The sequence below is a fragment of the Nonomuraea sp. 10N515B genome (assembly GCF_052245915.1).
Taxonomy (GTDB): Bacteria; Actinomycetota; Actinomycetes; order Streptosporangiales; family Streptosporangiaceae; genus Nonomuraea.
The window spans coordinates 14,882-29,592 of the sequence record NZ_JBQQBQ010000092.1 but is presented as its reverse complement, the minus strand read 5'-3'; the positions used below and the strand labels follow the sequence as shown (position 1 = coordinate 29,592).

Annotated in this window: 17 protein-coding genes and 2 pseudogenes; 14 read left to right on the top strand and 5 right to left on the bottom strand. The window is 67.7% G+C overall.

The genetic code is table 11. From position 1 onward, the window contains the following. The 5 genes from ltrA to ACTWQA_RS54210 all read left to right on the top strand — a co-directional run. Positions 1-1,148 (top strand): group II intron reverse transcriptase/maturase (gene ltrA, locus ACTWQA_RS54230; protein WP_443166654.1); only part of this gene is annotated, 1,148 nt, incomplete at its 5' end. Positions 1,149-1,747: 599 nt separating this feature from the next. Then, on the top strand, positions 1,748-1,882 hold the full coding sequence (locus tag ACTWQA_RS54225; RefSeq protein WP_443166653.1) for a hypothetical protein: 135 nt from the start codon (positions 1,748-1,750) through the stop codon (positions 1,880-1,882). Continuing rightward, positions 1,879-2,616 (top strand): FAD-dependent oxidoreductase, encoded by a 738-nt coding sequence (locus tag ACTWQA_RS54220; RefSeq protein WP_443166652.1) that lies wholly within the window; start codon positions 1,879-1,881, stop codon positions 2,614-2,616. Before ACTWQA_RS54225 ends, ACTWQA_RS54220 begins: the two co-directional genes overlap by 4 nt. Positions 2,617-2,779: 163 nt before the next feature. Then, positions 2,780-3,382, top strand: coding sequence for a hypothetical protein (locus tag ACTWQA_RS54215; protein ID WP_443166651.1), 603 nt, complete (start codon positions 2,780-2,782; stop codon positions 3,380-3,382). A 193-nt stretch (positions 3,383-3,575) separates the two neighbouring features. Continuing rightward, positions 3,576-3,791 carry a hypothetical protein gene (locus ACTWQA_RS54210; protein ID WP_443166650.1) on the top strand — a complete coding sequence of 72 codons (216 nt, stop codon included), beginning with the start codon at positions 3,576-3,578 and terminating at the stop codon, positions 3,789-3,791. 296 nt (positions 3,792-4,087) lie between these two features. On the opposite strand, the gene ACTWQA_RS54205 is transcribed toward ACTWQA_RS54210, so the two are convergent. Continuing rightward, on the bottom strand, positions 4,088-4,228 hold the full coding sequence (locus ACTWQA_RS54205; protein ID WP_443166649.1) for a hypothetical protein: 141 nt from the start codon (positions 4,226-4,228) through the stop codon (positions 4,088-4,090). Between the two features lie 119 nt (positions 4,229-4,347). On the opposite strand from ACTWQA_RS54205, the gene ACTWQA_RS54200 reads away from it, so the two are divergent. Both ACTWQA_RS54200 and ACTWQA_RS54195 read left to right on the top strand, forming a co-directional pair. Further along, positions 4,348-4,536 (top strand): hypothetical protein, encoded by a 189-nt coding sequence (locus tag ACTWQA_RS54200; RefSeq protein ID WP_443166648.1) that lies wholly within the window; start codon positions 4,348-4,350, stop codon positions 4,534-4,536. Further along, complete coding sequence (locus ACTWQA_RS54195; protein WP_443166647.1) at positions 4,537-4,845, top strand: hypothetical protein; 309 nt, start codon at positions 4,537-4,539, stop codon at positions 4,843-4,845. A gap of 115 nt (positions 4,846-4,960) precedes the next feature. Here ACTWQA_RS54195 and ACTWQA_RS54190 read toward each other — a convergent pair whose 3' ends face one another. The 3 genes from ACTWQA_RS54190 to ACTWQA_RS54180 form a co-directional block, all read right to left on the bottom strand. After that, positions 4,961-5,128, bottom strand: coding sequence for a hypothetical protein (locus ACTWQA_RS54190; protein WP_443166646.1), 168 nt, complete (start codon positions 5,126-5,128; stop codon positions 4,961-4,963). Positions 5,129-5,262: 134 nt separating this feature from the next. Beyond that, positions 5,263-5,916 (bottom strand): response regulator, encoded by a 654-nt coding sequence (locus ACTWQA_RS54185; RefSeq protein ID WP_443166645.1) that lies wholly within the window; start codon positions 5,914-5,916, stop codon positions 5,263-5,265. After that, positions 5,913-7,115 carry a sensor histidine kinase gene (locus tag ACTWQA_RS54180; RefSeq protein ID WP_443166644.1) on the bottom strand — a complete coding sequence of 401 codons (1,203 nt, stop codon included), beginning with the start codon at positions 7,113-7,115 and terminating at the stop codon, positions 5,913-5,915. Before ACTWQA_RS54180 ends, ACTWQA_RS54185 begins: the two co-directional genes overlap by 4 nt. Positions 7,116-7,529: 414 nt before the next feature. On the opposite strand from ACTWQA_RS54180, the gene ACTWQA_RS54175 reads away from it, so the two are divergent. The 5 genes and pseudogenes from ACTWQA_RS54175 to ACTWQA_RS54155 form a co-directional block, all read left to right on the top strand. After that, positions 7,530-8,225: an ABC transporter ATP-binding protein gene (locus ACTWQA_RS54175; RefSeq protein ID WP_443166643.1), complete on the top strand. Its 696-nt coding sequence runs from the start codon at positions 7,530-7,532 to the stop codon at positions 8,223-8,225. After that, positions 8,222-10,054 (top strand): FtsX-like permease family protein, encoded by a 1,833-nt coding sequence (locus ACTWQA_RS54170; RefSeq protein ID WP_443166642.1) that lies wholly within the window; start codon positions 8,222-8,224, stop codon positions 10,052-10,054. Before ACTWQA_RS54175 ends, ACTWQA_RS54170 begins: the two co-directional genes overlap by 4 nt. Positions 10,055-10,216: 162 nt before the next feature. Beyond that, positions 10,217-10,681 (top strand): ABC transporter permease, encoded by a 465-nt coding sequence (locus ACTWQA_RS54165; protein WP_443166641.1) that lies wholly within the window; start codon positions 10,217-10,219, stop codon positions 10,679-10,681. Between the two features lie 124 nt (positions 10,682-10,805). Next, the gene (locus tag ACTWQA_RS54160) at positions 10,806-11,465 is read left to right on the top strand and encodes a DUF998 domain-containing protein (protein ID WP_443166655.1); all 660 of its coding nucleotides are present in this window, start codon (positions 10,806-10,808) and stop codon (positions 11,463-11,465) included. Positions 11,466-11,579: 114 nt separating this feature from the next. Beyond that, a pseudogene (locus tag ACTWQA_RS54155) lies at positions 11,580-12,277 on the top strand (ISAzo13 family transposase); the annotation flags it as partial. Positions 12,278-12,291: 14 nt separating this feature from the next. Here the strand turns inward: ACTWQA_RS54155 and ACTWQA_RS54150 are convergent. Continuing rightward, a pseudogene (locus ACTWQA_RS54150) lies at positions 12,292-12,600 on the bottom strand (transposase); the annotation flags it as partial. Between the two features lie 52 nt (positions 12,601-12,652). Between ACTWQA_RS54150 and ACTWQA_RS54145 the strand changes: the two are divergent. Then, positions 12,653-13,297 carry a hypothetical protein gene (locus tag ACTWQA_RS54145; protein ID WP_443166640.1) on the top strand — a complete coding sequence of 215 codons (645 nt, stop codon included), beginning with the start codon at positions 12,653-12,655 and terminating at the stop codon, positions 13,295-13,297. 520 nt (positions 13,298-13,817) lie between these two features. Then, positions 13,818-14,573: a hypothetical protein gene (locus ACTWQA_RS54140; RefSeq protein WP_443166639.1), complete on the top strand. Its 756-nt coding sequence runs from the start codon at positions 13,818-13,820 to the stop codon at positions 14,571-14,573. Positions 14,574-14,711 lie beyond the last annotated feature (138 nt).

Sequence of the window (14,711 nt, the reverse complement as noted above, 5' to 3'; positions counted from 1 at the left end):
ACGGAGTCGACCGGCTCCTGGACGAGGTGGGCGCCGAACTGCGGGAGCGGCGGTATCGGCCGCTGCCGGCACGGAGAGTGTTGATCCCCAAGCCGGGGCTGAAGGATCAGTATCGCCCGCTGTCGATCCCTGCTGTTCGTGATCGGATCGTGCAGGCGGCCGTGAAGATCGTGCTCGAGCCGGTCTTCGAGGCCGATATGGCCGACTGCTCCTTCGGGTTCCGCCCGAGACGGTCGGCGCACGACGCCCTGCAGGTACTCGTGGACGAGTGCGAGCGGGGCCGCCGGTGGGTGGTCGAGACGGACATCGCCGACTGCTTTTCGGCGATTCCGCACCAGAAATTGATGCACGCGATCGAGGAACGCGTCTGCGATCAGTCTGTGCTCACGCTGCTGCGCGCGATCCTGCGCGCGGGGGCCATGGAGGACGGGCAGGTGCGGCGGCCGGTCACCGGAACCCCGCAGGGCGGTCCGGTCTCACCCTTGCTCTGCAACGTCTACCTGCACCGAGTGGATCGGGCGTGGGACGACGCCGATGGGGCGATGGTGCGGTTCGCCGACGATGTGGTCGTGATGTGCTGGTCGCGCAGCCAGGCCGAACGGGCGTTGGCCCGGTTGGTCGAGCTGCTGGCCGCGCTCGGCCTGGAGCCGAAGGCGGCCAAGACCCGCATCATCCACCTGGAAGTTGGTGGTGACGGCTTTGATTTTCTGGGCTTTCATCACCGCCTGGTGCGCTCCCGGGGAGACTGGGGCAAGCCGAAGGTGACGTTCCTGGCTCGCTGGCCCGCGGACAAGGCCATGCAGCACGCCCGCGACCGGATCCGGGAGATCACCTCCCGGCGCTGGATGCTGTTGTGGCCGGAGGCGATCGTGGACAGGCTGAACGCCTTCCTCCGCGGTTGGGCCGCCTATTTCCGCTACGGACACTCGGCCCAGCGCCTCAGCAAGATCAGACGATATGCGCAGTGGCGGCTGGCGCACTTCATGCGCCGACGGCACCGCCGCAGCATGGCGTTCGGCTGGCAGGTATTGCTCAACTCCCGGACGCCGGACCTCGGGCTGATCAGCTTGTATGGAATCACTGTCGCACCCAGGGCGGGCAAGCCCTGGCGGGTGAGGCCGAATGCCGACGGTGAACGACGTCGGTGAGCCGGGTGCGGGAGAACCGCACGCCCGGTTCGATGCGGCGAGAGCTGGAAACGGAGCCACGAACCTGGCCATGGTCATCGGGGAGAGCACAGCCGACCGGGAAACCGGCGGAAGAAAGGCCCCGAGCCCTACCGCCAGGAGACGTCACCGCGCCAGCTCCCGACCCTACGTCTGGCTAGGTCTTTCCCTGGCGGACGGCGTCGGTGTAGGCGGCGAGGTGGATGATCTTGATGGCCGATGCCACGGGGGGCGAGGCGGTCGGCATGGTGGCTGATGCCCTGCGTCACCAGCGCGACGTTGTCGGGATGAGCGCGGATGTAGGCGAGTACGGCCTCTGCGTCCGTTAGGTCGGCGGGGGCGGCGGTCATCGGGGCCGCCAGCAGGGGGGCCAGGAGCATGGCGACGATGGTTTGCATATAGCAGTCCAACCTTTCGAGATGATCGGTCAGTTACTGCGTTCAGCCGCGAGGGGTGCCCTCGGTGATCTGCCGGAGTATGGACGTGTAGCTCTGGAAGGCGTCGCGGCCGCCAGATGTGCATCGGTGTTCTGTGCGCCTACTTACGCATGCCGTCCGGCCCAAAACCTGAAGAAACCGACCTTGCCGCCCTGGCCGCGTGCCGGCGAGAACCCGTGGCTGGCCGTCAAGATGGCTCTCACCCACCAGACCGTACGGCTCGGCGGTCCGGACGGCGCCCGATTGCGCCTCCACACGCTCCCCCGGGTCGAGTCGTGAACGCTCATCTCCAGGCGCTGGCCGACGCCGAGCCGACACCCTTCTGGCTCGACGACCCCGACCGCCCCGGCGCACTGCCCGCACTCACCGGTGAGCAGCGGTGCGATCTGGCCGTGGTCGGTGGCGGCTACAGCGGCCTGTGGACCACCCTGCTGGCCAAGGAGCGCGACCCCTCGCTCGACGTCGTCGTAGTCGAGGCCCGCGAGATCGGCTGGGCCGCCTCGGGCCGCAAGGGAGGCTTCTGCTCTGCCAGCCTCACCCACGGCCTGGACAACGGCCTGGCCCGCTGGCCCGGCGAGATGGAGACCCTGGAACGACTCGGCCGCGACAACCTCAAGCGGGCCGATCACTTCTTCGCCACGTTCCCGCAGCCGGAGGACCTGCGCTTCACCCACGCCTGGGGCGGCGTGATCGACACCTGCAGCCGCTTCTCCGTCTTCTTTGGCACCGCGTACGGCGGCAGGGTCGCCTATGCGCTGGGCTTCACCGGCCTGGGCGTGGGCGCCACCCGTTTCGGCGCCGAAGTCATGCTCGACAAACTCTCCGGAAAGCCCATCGAACGCACCGAACTGTCCCTCGTCCGCAGCAAGCCCCTCCCCTTCCCACCCGACCCGGCCCGCTCGCTCGGTATCCACCTCACCCAACGAGCATTGGACCGCGCCGATCGCAACGCCGGCCGCCGCGGCCCGTGGCTCAGAGCCCTCGACGCTCTCGGCATGGGCTTCGGAAGCTGAAGCGATCACATTCCCCGCGCTCGTCAGCTCGTTCAGATGCCGGGTGCGGGAGTGTTGCCGAGGCCCATCAAGCCTCGAAAGCCACAGGCCTGCCCTGGCCGTGGTCGGGGACGGGCACGGGCCGGTCGCGAACCATGTCGTTCCCGCCTACGTCCAACCCTTCATGATCCATGTGACCCTCTGCCTGGCGCTGGCCCTGTCCCCGGCGACCGTGACCGAGATTCCGAAGAACTTCCTGCTCATGGAGCGCGACGCGCGCAGGCCTCTGAGCCCTGAGCAGGCCAATGAAATGGGTTACAAGATCAGCGGCAAGCTCACCAGGCCGTTGGAGCTGAACCCTTGTCGGCACCGGCGTGCCGTCGATGGCGGCCGGCTGGCGGCTCGCACGATCACGCTCTGGACCAGCGGCCCCAGCAGCTCCTCGGAACAGCTCGTCGTCTACAAGAGCCCGCGTGCCGCCCATGCCGCGCTCACTCGTCTGCGCGCCGAGGTCACGCGGTGCGCGCGCAAGGGCAACCCGTCGGTGCCCAAACTCTCGATCCGATGGCGGACGAGCAAGGCCAAGGCGGGCGATGAGGCCCTGGGCATGGGCTACCAGACCTGGCAGGACGGCAGCGTGAACGTGACGATCACCGGTATCGTCGCGCGCAGGGGCAGCGCACTGATGATCTACACAACCGATGAGGGAGCGTACAACCCCGGTGGCCTGACCAAGAAAGCCAGGAAGATGGCGACCAAGGTGTGCACTTTGCCCGGCGTGTGCTGATCTTGCCGCATCAATCCAGCGGGCGGCCTGGGAACGCCTGGCGCCGAGCATGGCACGGAACGGCTCGGACACGCGGAACAGCGTGCCGAATGTGATCGTGCCACGGTAGGCGCACGTCTTCTTGATCGCACGGTCGTCGTCGTGGACCGCCGTGCCCGCTCGGTTGACGGTCGCCGTCTTGACCAGGTGCTTGATGCTCTCGAGGGTCGAAGACGTCCGTGCGGACGAGGAGCCGCAGCCGGCGCAGGACCTCGCGGGGTTGCGACGTCAGGAGGGTGGCGAGAAAGGCCCGGTCCGCTGGGCGAATCTCACCTTGCTGTCGGTGCCGAGCTGCTGTTCAAGAACGGTGGCCTGGGAGCTCAGCGACGCCATCGGGCAGATGTACGAGGAACATGGGCCGCGGGCGTAGCTTCTGGAACACGAAAGAAGCCCTCCCCCTCCGAGGGGGACGAGGGCTTCAGATTCCAGGCCAGCGGCCCCTCGACACTACATCGGCTCGACGCGGCCCCCGGATCACCAGCGGCCGGCCGCGATCGTCCCGAGGGTCCGCGACGGGCGTGACCTTCCGCTGCGACGAGAACCAAGCCCACGCGAAGTACACGGCATCGAGCAGCTGCTCGCCCGTCTCTGTCAGCTCCCACTCCGGTGGGATCCAGCCGAGCGCGACCGCGAGCCGCGTGATGCCCATGAGCACTAAGCTTGCGATTAGTTGGTCTTCGACAACGCCACCGACGTGGCAACAGTGCGGGCCTGATGTCTGGCCACCAGCGCCACCCGCGTCGTGATCACCACCCGCAACCGCGCGTTCCTGCGCTTGTTGGCGCCGGTCGAGGTCGAGGTGTTCACCCCCGCCCTAGCGCAGGCTTTTCCTGCACCGGCGCACCGGCCTGGACGACCCCGTCGCCGCCGCCGGCCTGGCCGATGACCTCGGGCATCTGCCGCTGGCCTTGGACCAGGCCGCCACAGTGATCGCCCGACTGCGGCTGTCCTACGATGTCTATCGGGCTCTGTTGCGCGACTTCCCGGTCGCCGAGTATCTGGCCGCCCAGCCTGGTGATCCCTATCTGGTCGGTGCCGCCGAGGCGATCTTGTTGTCGATCACCCAGGCGGAGGCCACCGTCCCGGACGCCGCCGGGTTGCTGCCGCTGCTGTAGGTGCTGTCCCCGGCTGGTATCCCGCTAGCCGTTCTGCACGCCCTCACCGCCAGCACGGGGCTGGAGGCGGTGCGCGTCCGGCAACTGCTCGCCGACCTGGCCGACACCTCACTGATCACCTTCAGCGAGGACGGCACCTCGATCTTGATGCACCGGCTCGTGCAACGCGTGCCCCGTGAACGCGCCGCCCACCAGGGCACCCTGGACACCGTGCTGGGTCAAGCCGTCGAGCTCCTGCACGCCTTCGACAACGCTCTGCCTGATGGCGCGGCATCCACCGCCACCCCGACTTGCACGCCGCCGTACTGAAAGCCTCCGCCGAAGCACTCACACAGCCGTCCCCGGCGGCCATCACCATCAGCCGCCGCTCCGTCCTGGCCGAGAACGCCAACCTTCACGAGCACAATTCATCGCCGCTTTCCGGTCAACGCGAGACCTGCTTGAAGTAGTTGGCGGCCTCCCAGCGCGCGACCTCCTTGCCGAGTCGCGCGCCCTGCACGTCCGCGGCACGGAAGTGAACACCGCCCCACACGCGCGAGTCGATCACCTCGTCGAGCGCCTGGGAGAAAATCGCCTTCGAACGGCTGGTCACCCGCTTCCCCGATCTGGCCTTGGACGGCGACGTCGAGTGGAACGGCCGCATCAACCTGCGCGGCCCCGCGCACCTTCCGGTGTCAGTACGGCGGCGACAATCGCTATGAGAGGGCCAACAGGATCGGGGCTTGCCTAGCGGGTCCGATTCACACCCGTCTCGTAGGCGAAGATCACGGCTTGGATGCGGTCACGAAGGCCGAGCTTCATCAAGATGCGCTTGACATGGGTTCTGATCGTCGATTCCTCCACGACGAGTGCGGCGGCGATCTCACGGTTCGACAGGCCGGTGGCGATGAGTTTGAGCACTTCCCGCTCTCGCGGTGTCAGCTCTTCGAATCTGGCCCGACCGGCCAGGTCGGGTGTGGGCTGCTGGGCCATCCGGTCGACCACCCGGCGGGTGACCGACGGTGAGAGCAGCGAGTCGCCGGCGGCAATCGTGTGCACCGCGGCGATCAGTTCCTCGGGCCGGGTGCGCTTGAGCAGGAAGCCGGAGGCGCCGGCGCGCAGCGCGCCGAAGATGTAGTCGTCCTGCTCGAAGGTGGTGAGGACCAGGACTCTTGTCGTCGGTGCCACCTTCGACAGCTGGCGGGTCGCGGCGATCCCGTCGAGGTCGGGCATGCGAACGTCCATCAGCACGACGTCCGGCGCCAGGCGGCACGCGCGTTCAACGGCCTGCCGTCCGGTCGAGGCCTGGCCGATGATCTCGATGGTGGGGTCGGCGGTGAGCAGTTCGACGAGCCCGGCCCGCATCAGGTCGTCGTCGTCGGCGATCAGCACCCGGGTCACGAGCGGTGAGTTGTGTAGGGGATCCGGGCGCGGAGGCGGAACCTGCCGCCGGCACTCTCGGTGTCGAGGCTGCCGCCGAGCAGGGTGGCGCGCTGGTGCATGCCGACCAGGCCGTGCCCCCCGCCGGAGCGTGGGGGACAGTTGGCGAGGGCACGGTTGGTGACAGTGAGCTGCAGCGCCGCGTCCTCGAAGGCGAGCTCGATGCGGGCGTTGCCCGTTCCGTGGCGGGCCGCGTTGGTGAGCGCCTCCTGCAGGATGCGGTAGGCGGCCTGGTCGGCGGCGCCGCCGAGCGGTCGTGGCACGCCGGTGGTGTCGACCGTCGCGGCGTGGTGGGTGATCAGCGTGTCGAGGGAGGCCAGCCCTGGCTGGGCCTCAACATCTCCGTATCCGGGGCCGTCCTCGCGCAGGGTGGTGACGATGTGGTCGATCTCCTCGACCGTCTGCCTGGCCAGCTCCTCGATCGCCACCAGTGCCGGCAGGGAGCGGTCCGGGTCTTGAGGGTGGCGCAGCCGGGCGGCTCCGGCGCGCACCGCGATCACGCTGATCGCGTGGCCGGCGGAGTCGTGCAGGTCTCGGGCGATCCTGGTGCGTTCCTCGGCCACAGCCAGCAGTCGCTCGCGCTCCACCCCCTGCTCGGTGCGCAGGGCGCGGATCCTCAGCTCGGCGATCTGCTCACGTCGCAGCCGTGTCCGCTCGCCGGCGAACCAGGCCACGGCGCAGGCCAGGCCGTTGTGCAGCAGCTCAGTTGCCGCAAAGCCCCCGGGCATGAGGATGCTCGCGGCCAGGAACCCCACGAGCAGTCCGGCCACGATGGTGGTGGCGCGCCGGGTCCACGGGCTTTCCCGGTCGCGGCTCGCGGCCAGCAGGTAGAGGGCGGCGACGGGTCCGAGGAGCAGGTCGAGCGGATAGTCCAGGCCGATCATCAGCACGTTCGCCGCCAACGTCGCCGCGAACACGCCCAGCGGGAATCGCCTCCAGGCGATCAGCGGGATGGTCGAGCATGCCGTGAGCGCGACGCCGAGCAGATCGAACGTTCCCGATCCTGAACCGTCCGATCCCGTACGCAGAGTGTCGATGCCGCCATGGGAGAGCAGCGCCAGCGAAGCGGCCAGCATGACGGCCGCGAGCGCGGCGTCCAGGGGCACGCCCGAGCTGGACCGGGCCGAGAACAGGCGTTGGGCCAAGGCGCTTGTTGACACAGTAGGAGGGTATCGGCGCGAGCACCGCCGCGAATCGCCCTGGAGGGTGATCCCTGTCCACTGGATGGGGACCCCGAGGTTCCCCTCCCGAGGTGTATCGCCTCACCTCCAGCGTCCGTAACTTCGCACCCCAGAACACAAGTCAGGCGAGAGGGACATCACATGAGCGGCGACGGCAACCACGAACCGGCCACCCGGCATACCGCGATGGGCGAAGGTCATGGGGATCATCGTGGCCGTCGTGGCGCTGCTGGCCGTCGCCATGATGCTCATCGGTGGCGTTGGAGGCCACGGCCCCAGCCGTCATGGCTTGGGCGGCTCGCCTGAGCCGGCGCGAGCTCCCAGCGGTCACGTCCCGCCCTCAGGCGCCCACGGATGAACGGCCGACCGACTCGATACGAAGGAAATGACGAAGTGGAACACGTGATACAGGTCCGAGACGTCGTCAAGGCCTACCCGCTGGGGACGGATGAGGTCATCGCAGTCGATCACCTCACCTTCGACATCGCACAGGGCGAGTTCGTCGCGATCGTGGGCCGTTCGGGCAGCGGCAAGACGACCCTGCTGAATCTGCTGGCCGGGATCGACCGGCCCACCTCCGGGACGGTCCGCGCCGCCGGCGCCGATCTCGGGTCGCTGTCGGAGTCCGGGCTGGCCGCCTGGCGCGGACGCAACGTCGGGCTGGTCTTCCAGTTCTTCCAGCTCCTACCGACGCTCACCGTCGCCGAGAACGTGATGCTGCCGATGGACTTCGCCAAGAAGATCCGCCCCGATCTGCGCCGCGAGCGGGCACAACAGCTGCTGGAGCGGGTCGGCATCGGTGAGCAGGCCGACAAGCTGCCCGCTACCCTGTCCGGCGGCCAGCAGCAACGCGCCGCCATCGCCCGTGCGCTGTCCAACGATCCGCCGCTGCTGCTGGCCGACGAGCCCACCGGCAACCTCGACTCCCACACCGCCGACGCCGTGCTGCGCTTGTTCTCCGATCTGAACACCGAGGGACGCACCATCGTCGTCGTATCTCACGAACGCGACATCAGATCCGTCGTCAGCCGGGAGATCACCCTGGTGGACGGCCGCGTCGTCACCGACGAGGAGGCGGTGACCACGTGAGCAGCCTGCTGACCATCAAACTACGCAGGGACCTGCGGGCGTCCTGGCCCCGATTCGTGATGATGGTGATCGCGATCGCGGTCAGTCTGACGGTGTTCGGGGGCATGCTGGCTGCCTGGGCCTCTATCGGCAGGGAGACCAGCGGCGCGTACATGAGCACCGCGCCGGCCTCGGCGACAATCGTGCTCGAGCAGGGCATCACCACCGAGCAGATGGCGGCGATCGCGACCCGGGCACGTCAGCGGCCGGGCGTCCTGGAGGCGACCGGGCGCACCCAGTTCAACACTGAGGTCGAGGTCAACGGCCGTCCGCGGGACATCCCGCTGCAGGTATTCGCCGCGGCGCCGGACGACCCCATGCGGATGGTGAGGTTCGATGTACAAAACAAGGAAGGCACTTGGCCACTGCCGCCCGGGGACATCTTGGTCAGACCCGACACCCTCACCCTGCTGAACATGGCGGTCGGCGACACCCTCACCGTCAAGACGCCGAGCGGCCAAAGTGCGCGCCTGCGGGTGGCGGGTACCGTGTACGACCCCAGCCTCGCCCCCTCACCCCAGCAGCAGACAGGCAACGGCTACCTGTCCACGGCGGCGCTTTCCACATCCGGACAGCCGGTCCTGCTGGACCAGTTGAAGATCCAGGTCGCCGAGCCGGGACAGAAGGAGCCGAGCCGGGACCGCGACGCGGTGGTGGCCGTCGCGGGCGACGTCGGCGAATGGTTGCAGCGCGAACAGGGTTTGACGATCCGTGAGATTCAGGTTCCCGAGCCCTATGCGCACCCTCACCAATTTCAGGCCGACGTCCTGCTCCTGTCACTGCTCGCCGGCGGGACGGCGGCCCTGCTGCTGTCCACGATTCTGGTCGCGAACATGCTCAACAACCTGTTCACCCAGCAGATACCACAGATCGGCATCATGAAGGCGATCGGTGCGCAATCCGGCCGCATCGGGCGCCTATACCTGACCATGACGCTGCTGGTGGCCGCGGCGGCAACCCTGCTCGCGCTGGGCCCCGCCATCCTGATCGGCCAGAAGGGGCTCGAAGCGCTCCTCGGGATGCTCGGCATCCAGGCACAGAGCCTCGCGGCTCCCTGGTGGGCATACACGACGATCATCGCTGCCGGCCTCGGCCTGCCGCCGTTGATGGCCCTCCTACCGCTGGTCAACGCCAGCCGCACCACCGTACGAGCAGCGCTGGACCACCATGGGCTCGGCTCCAACCCGAGCGCGGCGACCGGTGTCCTAGCCCCGGCTGAGCCGCCTGCGCCGCCTGGACCGTGGCCTACTCATGGCGCTGCGCAACACCATCCGGCGCCCCGCCCGGTTCTGGCTGTCGGTCGGCCTGCTGGCCAGCGCCGGCACGGTGTTCGTCGCCGGACTGTCCCTGAACTCCGGCACCCAGGCGGTAGAAGAGCAGAAAAAGGCGCAGCGCTACTGGGACGTCGAGGTGCAACTGGCCGGCCAGGCCCAGCAGGATGCGGTCACCAGCGCTGTGCAGCGAGTACCCAAGGTCAGCCAAGTCGAGGCCTGGACCCGCACCCAGGTCGGTGTCGCCGGGCCAAGACAGTTCCCCCTCACCCGCACCTATCCCGACCAAGGCCACGGCAGCATCGCCCTGACCACGGTGCCGTCAGGCTCCAGGCGCCCACCGCCCAACCTGCTCCAAGGCCGCTGGCTCAACCCACAGGAAACCGGCGCGGTCGTGCTCAGCCAGATCACCCGGAACAACACTGTCCCCGGCCTCGGCGCCGGCGACACCGTGCGACTGTTCATCGAGGGCAAACCCACCACCTGGCGCATCATCGGCATCCTCGAGGAGAGGGATGACAGTGGTGGCGGCGTCTACACCACGGCCGAGGGCTTCGCCGCCGCGTCGGGGCAGCCACAAGGAGTGACCAGCTGCGCGTCATCACCGACAACCACGACGAGCAGACCCGCCAAGCGGTCGCCGACGCCGTATCCATAACACTCGCCGACGCCGGGATCAACGTGGGGCTCGCGGCATCGATCAGCCGCAGCGAGGCCGCCTCCGCGGGTCACATGGGCCCCATCCTGCTGGTTCTCCTAGGGATCGCCCTGCCCCTGGGCGTGGTCGGTGTCATCGGGCTGGCCTCCACGATGAGCGCCAACATCCTCGATCGCACCCGGGAGTTCGGTGTCATGCACGCCATCGGCGCCCGCCCCAAGACCGTCCGCCGCATCGTCGTCGCAGAAGGCATCTTCCTGGCCCTCACCAGCTGCCTGGTGGCGGTCATCCCGGCCCTCGCTCTCACCGCGGTCCTCGGCGCCGGGCTCGGCAACCTCTTCATGTACGCGCCGCTCCCCTTCCGGGTCTCCATGCCCGCCGCCGGAATCTGGATCGCCCTCGTCATCCTCGGCGCCGCACTCGCCACCGACGCGGCAGCGACCCGCGCTTCCCGCATCACCGTCCGCGAAGCCCTCGCCCAGATCTGACCCCCACACCAACGCGAGTTCGCAAGCGCGATGGAGAGCGCGTCTCTTCCAGATCGGAGGCGCGTTCTCCTCCCTGCACAGCACCGCGATCGCCGATGCACGGCATAGCCGGGGCACCTTGACGATGACCCTGGAGACCGCAATGAAGGCCAACCACACGAAAGACATCTCGACGGCCGCACAGTCCCGGGCGCTGGCGATCGCCGGGATCGTCGGCCCGGTTCTGTTCACCGTCGGCGTCTTGGTCCAGCAGTTCTACCGGCGCGATGCATACGACCCGAACGCGCAAATGGTCAGCGACCTTACGGCCAGCCCCTTCGGGTGGGTCCAGCAGGTGAACTTCATCGTGACCGGGATGCTGGTCATCGCGTTCGCGGCAGGGCTTCAACGCGGCGTCCAGCCACGACAGCCACGGCGAGCAGCGCCCAGACCGGGCCCCGCTCCCTGTGGCCGGCTCCACCCCGCCCACGAACCAGCCACCGCACCCCGACCTGGGCCCGCTCCTGCCGCCCGCCGGTCCCATCCCACACCAGCAGACTCGATGACATCCGGGCCATCATGGGCACCGATCCCAGCCGCGGTTGGACCACCACCGAACTCGCCACGCTCCTCCGGCTGGACAGTGCCTCTCCACCGGCCTGCACCAGTGGGCCAAACGGGCTCTACGCACTACGGTGGATTTTGTGATCAAGCGGCTACCGGCTGTGCCGATGCCGCGGTGACGATGTGTAGCTGCCGCTCCTCGACCTCTCCGAGGAGATTGAGGTGGCGAGAGGGCGGTTGATCGGCTGGGACGGTAGCCGGTGTGGGCGTCGCGACCGAGGTCGCCGTTGCGGGAGATGATTGGCGTCGCGCGGTGAGCCAGACTGGGCGGGTGCCACGCGAGGCGGTGTAGCGGGATCGGCGCGGCGGCCCGCGCCGCCAAGCCAAGGGCAATCACGGCCGGTCCCTGCTCAGTGACGCCGACAAGGTCTTGCTCACCGTCGTCTACCAGCGGCAGATCTGCTCTCAGCGGGTCTTGTCCGAGATGATCGAGGTCAACACCTACTCCATCGGCACGGCGATCGCTGAAACCGCCAAGCTCCTGGCCGAGCACAAGCACACGACCGACCCCACCGTCCTGCGCTTTACCAGCGTGGCCGCCCTCCGGACCTTTCTGGACAGCGACACCATGCCGGCCCGGCCGAACCGACTGGCCGCCCTCGGCGATCCGGCGCTGACCGGCATGCATCGACCTGAGCTGGAACGGCTGATCAAGCGATTGTCGAAGCGCCAGGCCGCCGAGGCTGAGCGGCGAAGGCATCTCCAGCGCGGCGGAGATCGACAGCCGACAGCTCGCGGCGGTGTCTTCAACGAGAAGATCACCGACGCCGAGCGCGTCCTCGCGGTCATACTCGGCCTGCGCAACGTCTGCAGCTGGGATGTGGTGGCGGAGTTGTTTCAGGTGAGCAGGCGCACCATCGGCAACGCCAGAACATGGGTCCGCCCGCTGCTGGAGCAGGAAAGCCGCCTTCCCGAACGGGCACCCATCCGCTATCGCACGGCGGCCGATCTCCTTGCCAGAGCACCAGCGCGCCGCGAACGCCGACAAGTTGATTCTTACGGCCTCAGTGAGCGCGACACCGCTGCCAGGACGCGTCAGGCAGCGTGGAGGCGATCGCATCGCGCAGCCCGGCATGGCAGTCGGAGATCACCAAGGCGACGCCGGACAGGCCGCGGGCGACCAGGCCGCGCAGGAACGCCAGCCAGCCCGCCCCGTCCTCGGATGAGACGACGTCGATGCCGAGGATCTCCCGATGCCCGTCGGCGTTCACCTCGGTCGCGACCAGGGCGTGCACGTTTACCGTCCGCCCGCCCTCGCGCACCTTCTGCGTTAGCGCGTCGATCCAGACGAAGGTGTAGGGGCCGGTGGCAGGGAGGGCCAGCGTTCGCCCAGCCGCAGTGCACAGGGTGTGGCCTAGGCTGAGATGCATGATCAAAAGCCGATCCCATGCCTTAGGCGTGATCAGCGTGCTGAGCTGGCTTGTGGTCATCACAGGCCGGTACCTTCTGTGGCTCGAGTACGACGACCGTCACCTCGAGAAGCTCATCCTGATGTCGGCACACGTCGTCGCGGCGATCTCCACGATGGTATGGGTGCTGCTGGCACGTGGCGGCAGTGTCAGAAAATACGTGGCGATTACGGGGATAATCGGACTGACTGTCCTCGTCGCGCTTCTCCCCTGGAACGGCATCTTCGCGCGAACATGGTTCGCGGCACATCACAGCAGCTTCACTGCCCTGGCCGTGCTGGCCGAGGGCAGAAAACTGAAGACGGATATGCCTGAGGGCGGTTGGGTTGAGCTGCCGGGCCGGTTCGACCATCTGGCCCCCGGCCGGAACGCTGCGGAGGATGGTTCCTTCGATTCTCATCCCGGACGTGTTCTCATCCTCGGCCTGTCGCACGACGAGGTGCCGGAGAACTCGTTCCTCTACGTCTACGATCGGCCTGATGCGGCGCGGGTGAACCCATGTGAGCTCAAGGGAACCGGCTTCCAGGCGTATTACCGGTGCACTGGGCTGGGGGCGCGCTGGTGGTGGCTGCAACGCAGGCCGGACTATCTGGACCGCAGATAGTAGCCGCCACCGATGAACACGCTCCGTGACGGGATCATCGAGAGTGAGACAGAGCGCTTTTACAGGCCACGGACACCCTGACACGTCTGCTGGGTCGGTTGGGATGGTTTGTGGCCTGGCTAGGGTGGGTGGTTGTCGGCGTACGGGCCCGATACACAGGCACGTACAAGCAACGTGCAGAGAGGACAAGCGCCGGGCAGTGGCGCGCCCAAGCGCTGATCATGAAGCCTGCCCGTTGGCGTTGATCAAGTAGTGAGCGCAGGTCACGGTGGTGCCAACGGCCGAGCGGTGGCTGGAGCTGTACCGGTTCCGGGCGTTGTTCAACGCGGGTCAGACGATTCTGCACATCGCCGGGGGAGGCGGGGCTGAACTGGCGCACGATGGACAGGTGTCTGGCGGCCGATGATGGTCCCGTGGTACCGCTGGCAGCAGCGGTGACAGCCGAAAGCTTCGATGGCGCTCATTCGGTAGATCGCGGGAATCGATGCGAAACATTGGTCATGATCGATAATGTACCGGGATGAGTGAAGCGTTTCCTCGGCATGTGCTGTGCGTTCTCGGCTCCGGGCTGGCCCTTTCTGAGATGGAACGGATCGCGGCCGGCTTCGGCGGTTTCGTTCTCGACCGTGAGTACTCCGAAGCCGCGCCCGACCCTCGAATGCCGGAGGCGTTCGAGGCCAGTGTGGCGGCGGCCTCGTTCGACGAGGCGGACTGGGCCGCGGTCGAGTCCCACGACACCGTTGGATACTTGCTGTCCGCGCCGATGATGCGGGAGCTGGCGTTCGACACTTCCCGGCGGCTACTGGCGGTGACAGCCGCTCTACTGCGGTCCGGCGTCGCTGCGGTGAAGAACGAGAGCAATGGGCTCGCGCACGGTCGGGACCGCTGGCTCGCGCTGGCCGATCGAGCGGCCGACGCCACGGACGAGGGCCTGGCAGGCGCGCTCGTCGCTGCCTGGGTGAAGCGGCCCATCTACGACGGTCACGTGCTTTACAGCTGCGGCATGCACCTGCTCGGCGCGCCCGAGGTGGAGATCGAGGTCGGCGAGGAGCGTCCGACGGAGGAGGGACTGCTTGAGCTGGTCGCGCACATGGACACGCTGGCGATCTATCTACTGACCGATCCACGCGCGGAGGAGATCGAGGATGGCGCCGGGTTCCGAATGGGCGAGGACGCCCCCCGCTGGTTGCTGCGTACCGGCACATCTGCCCGCTACGACGAGGACGATCTGTTTTTCAACCCGTACGGATACGTCCGGTTGACCCATACCGAGTGATGGACGTCTACCCCGAAGAGTGAACCTCGGCTTCACCGCTGTCTATCTGCAGCAACAAGCCGAATGACCCGACCAGACCCGAGCGTGGAGCTCCGCACGTTCAGTCGTACTTAGCTCTGCGCTGCAGAGCGTACGCCG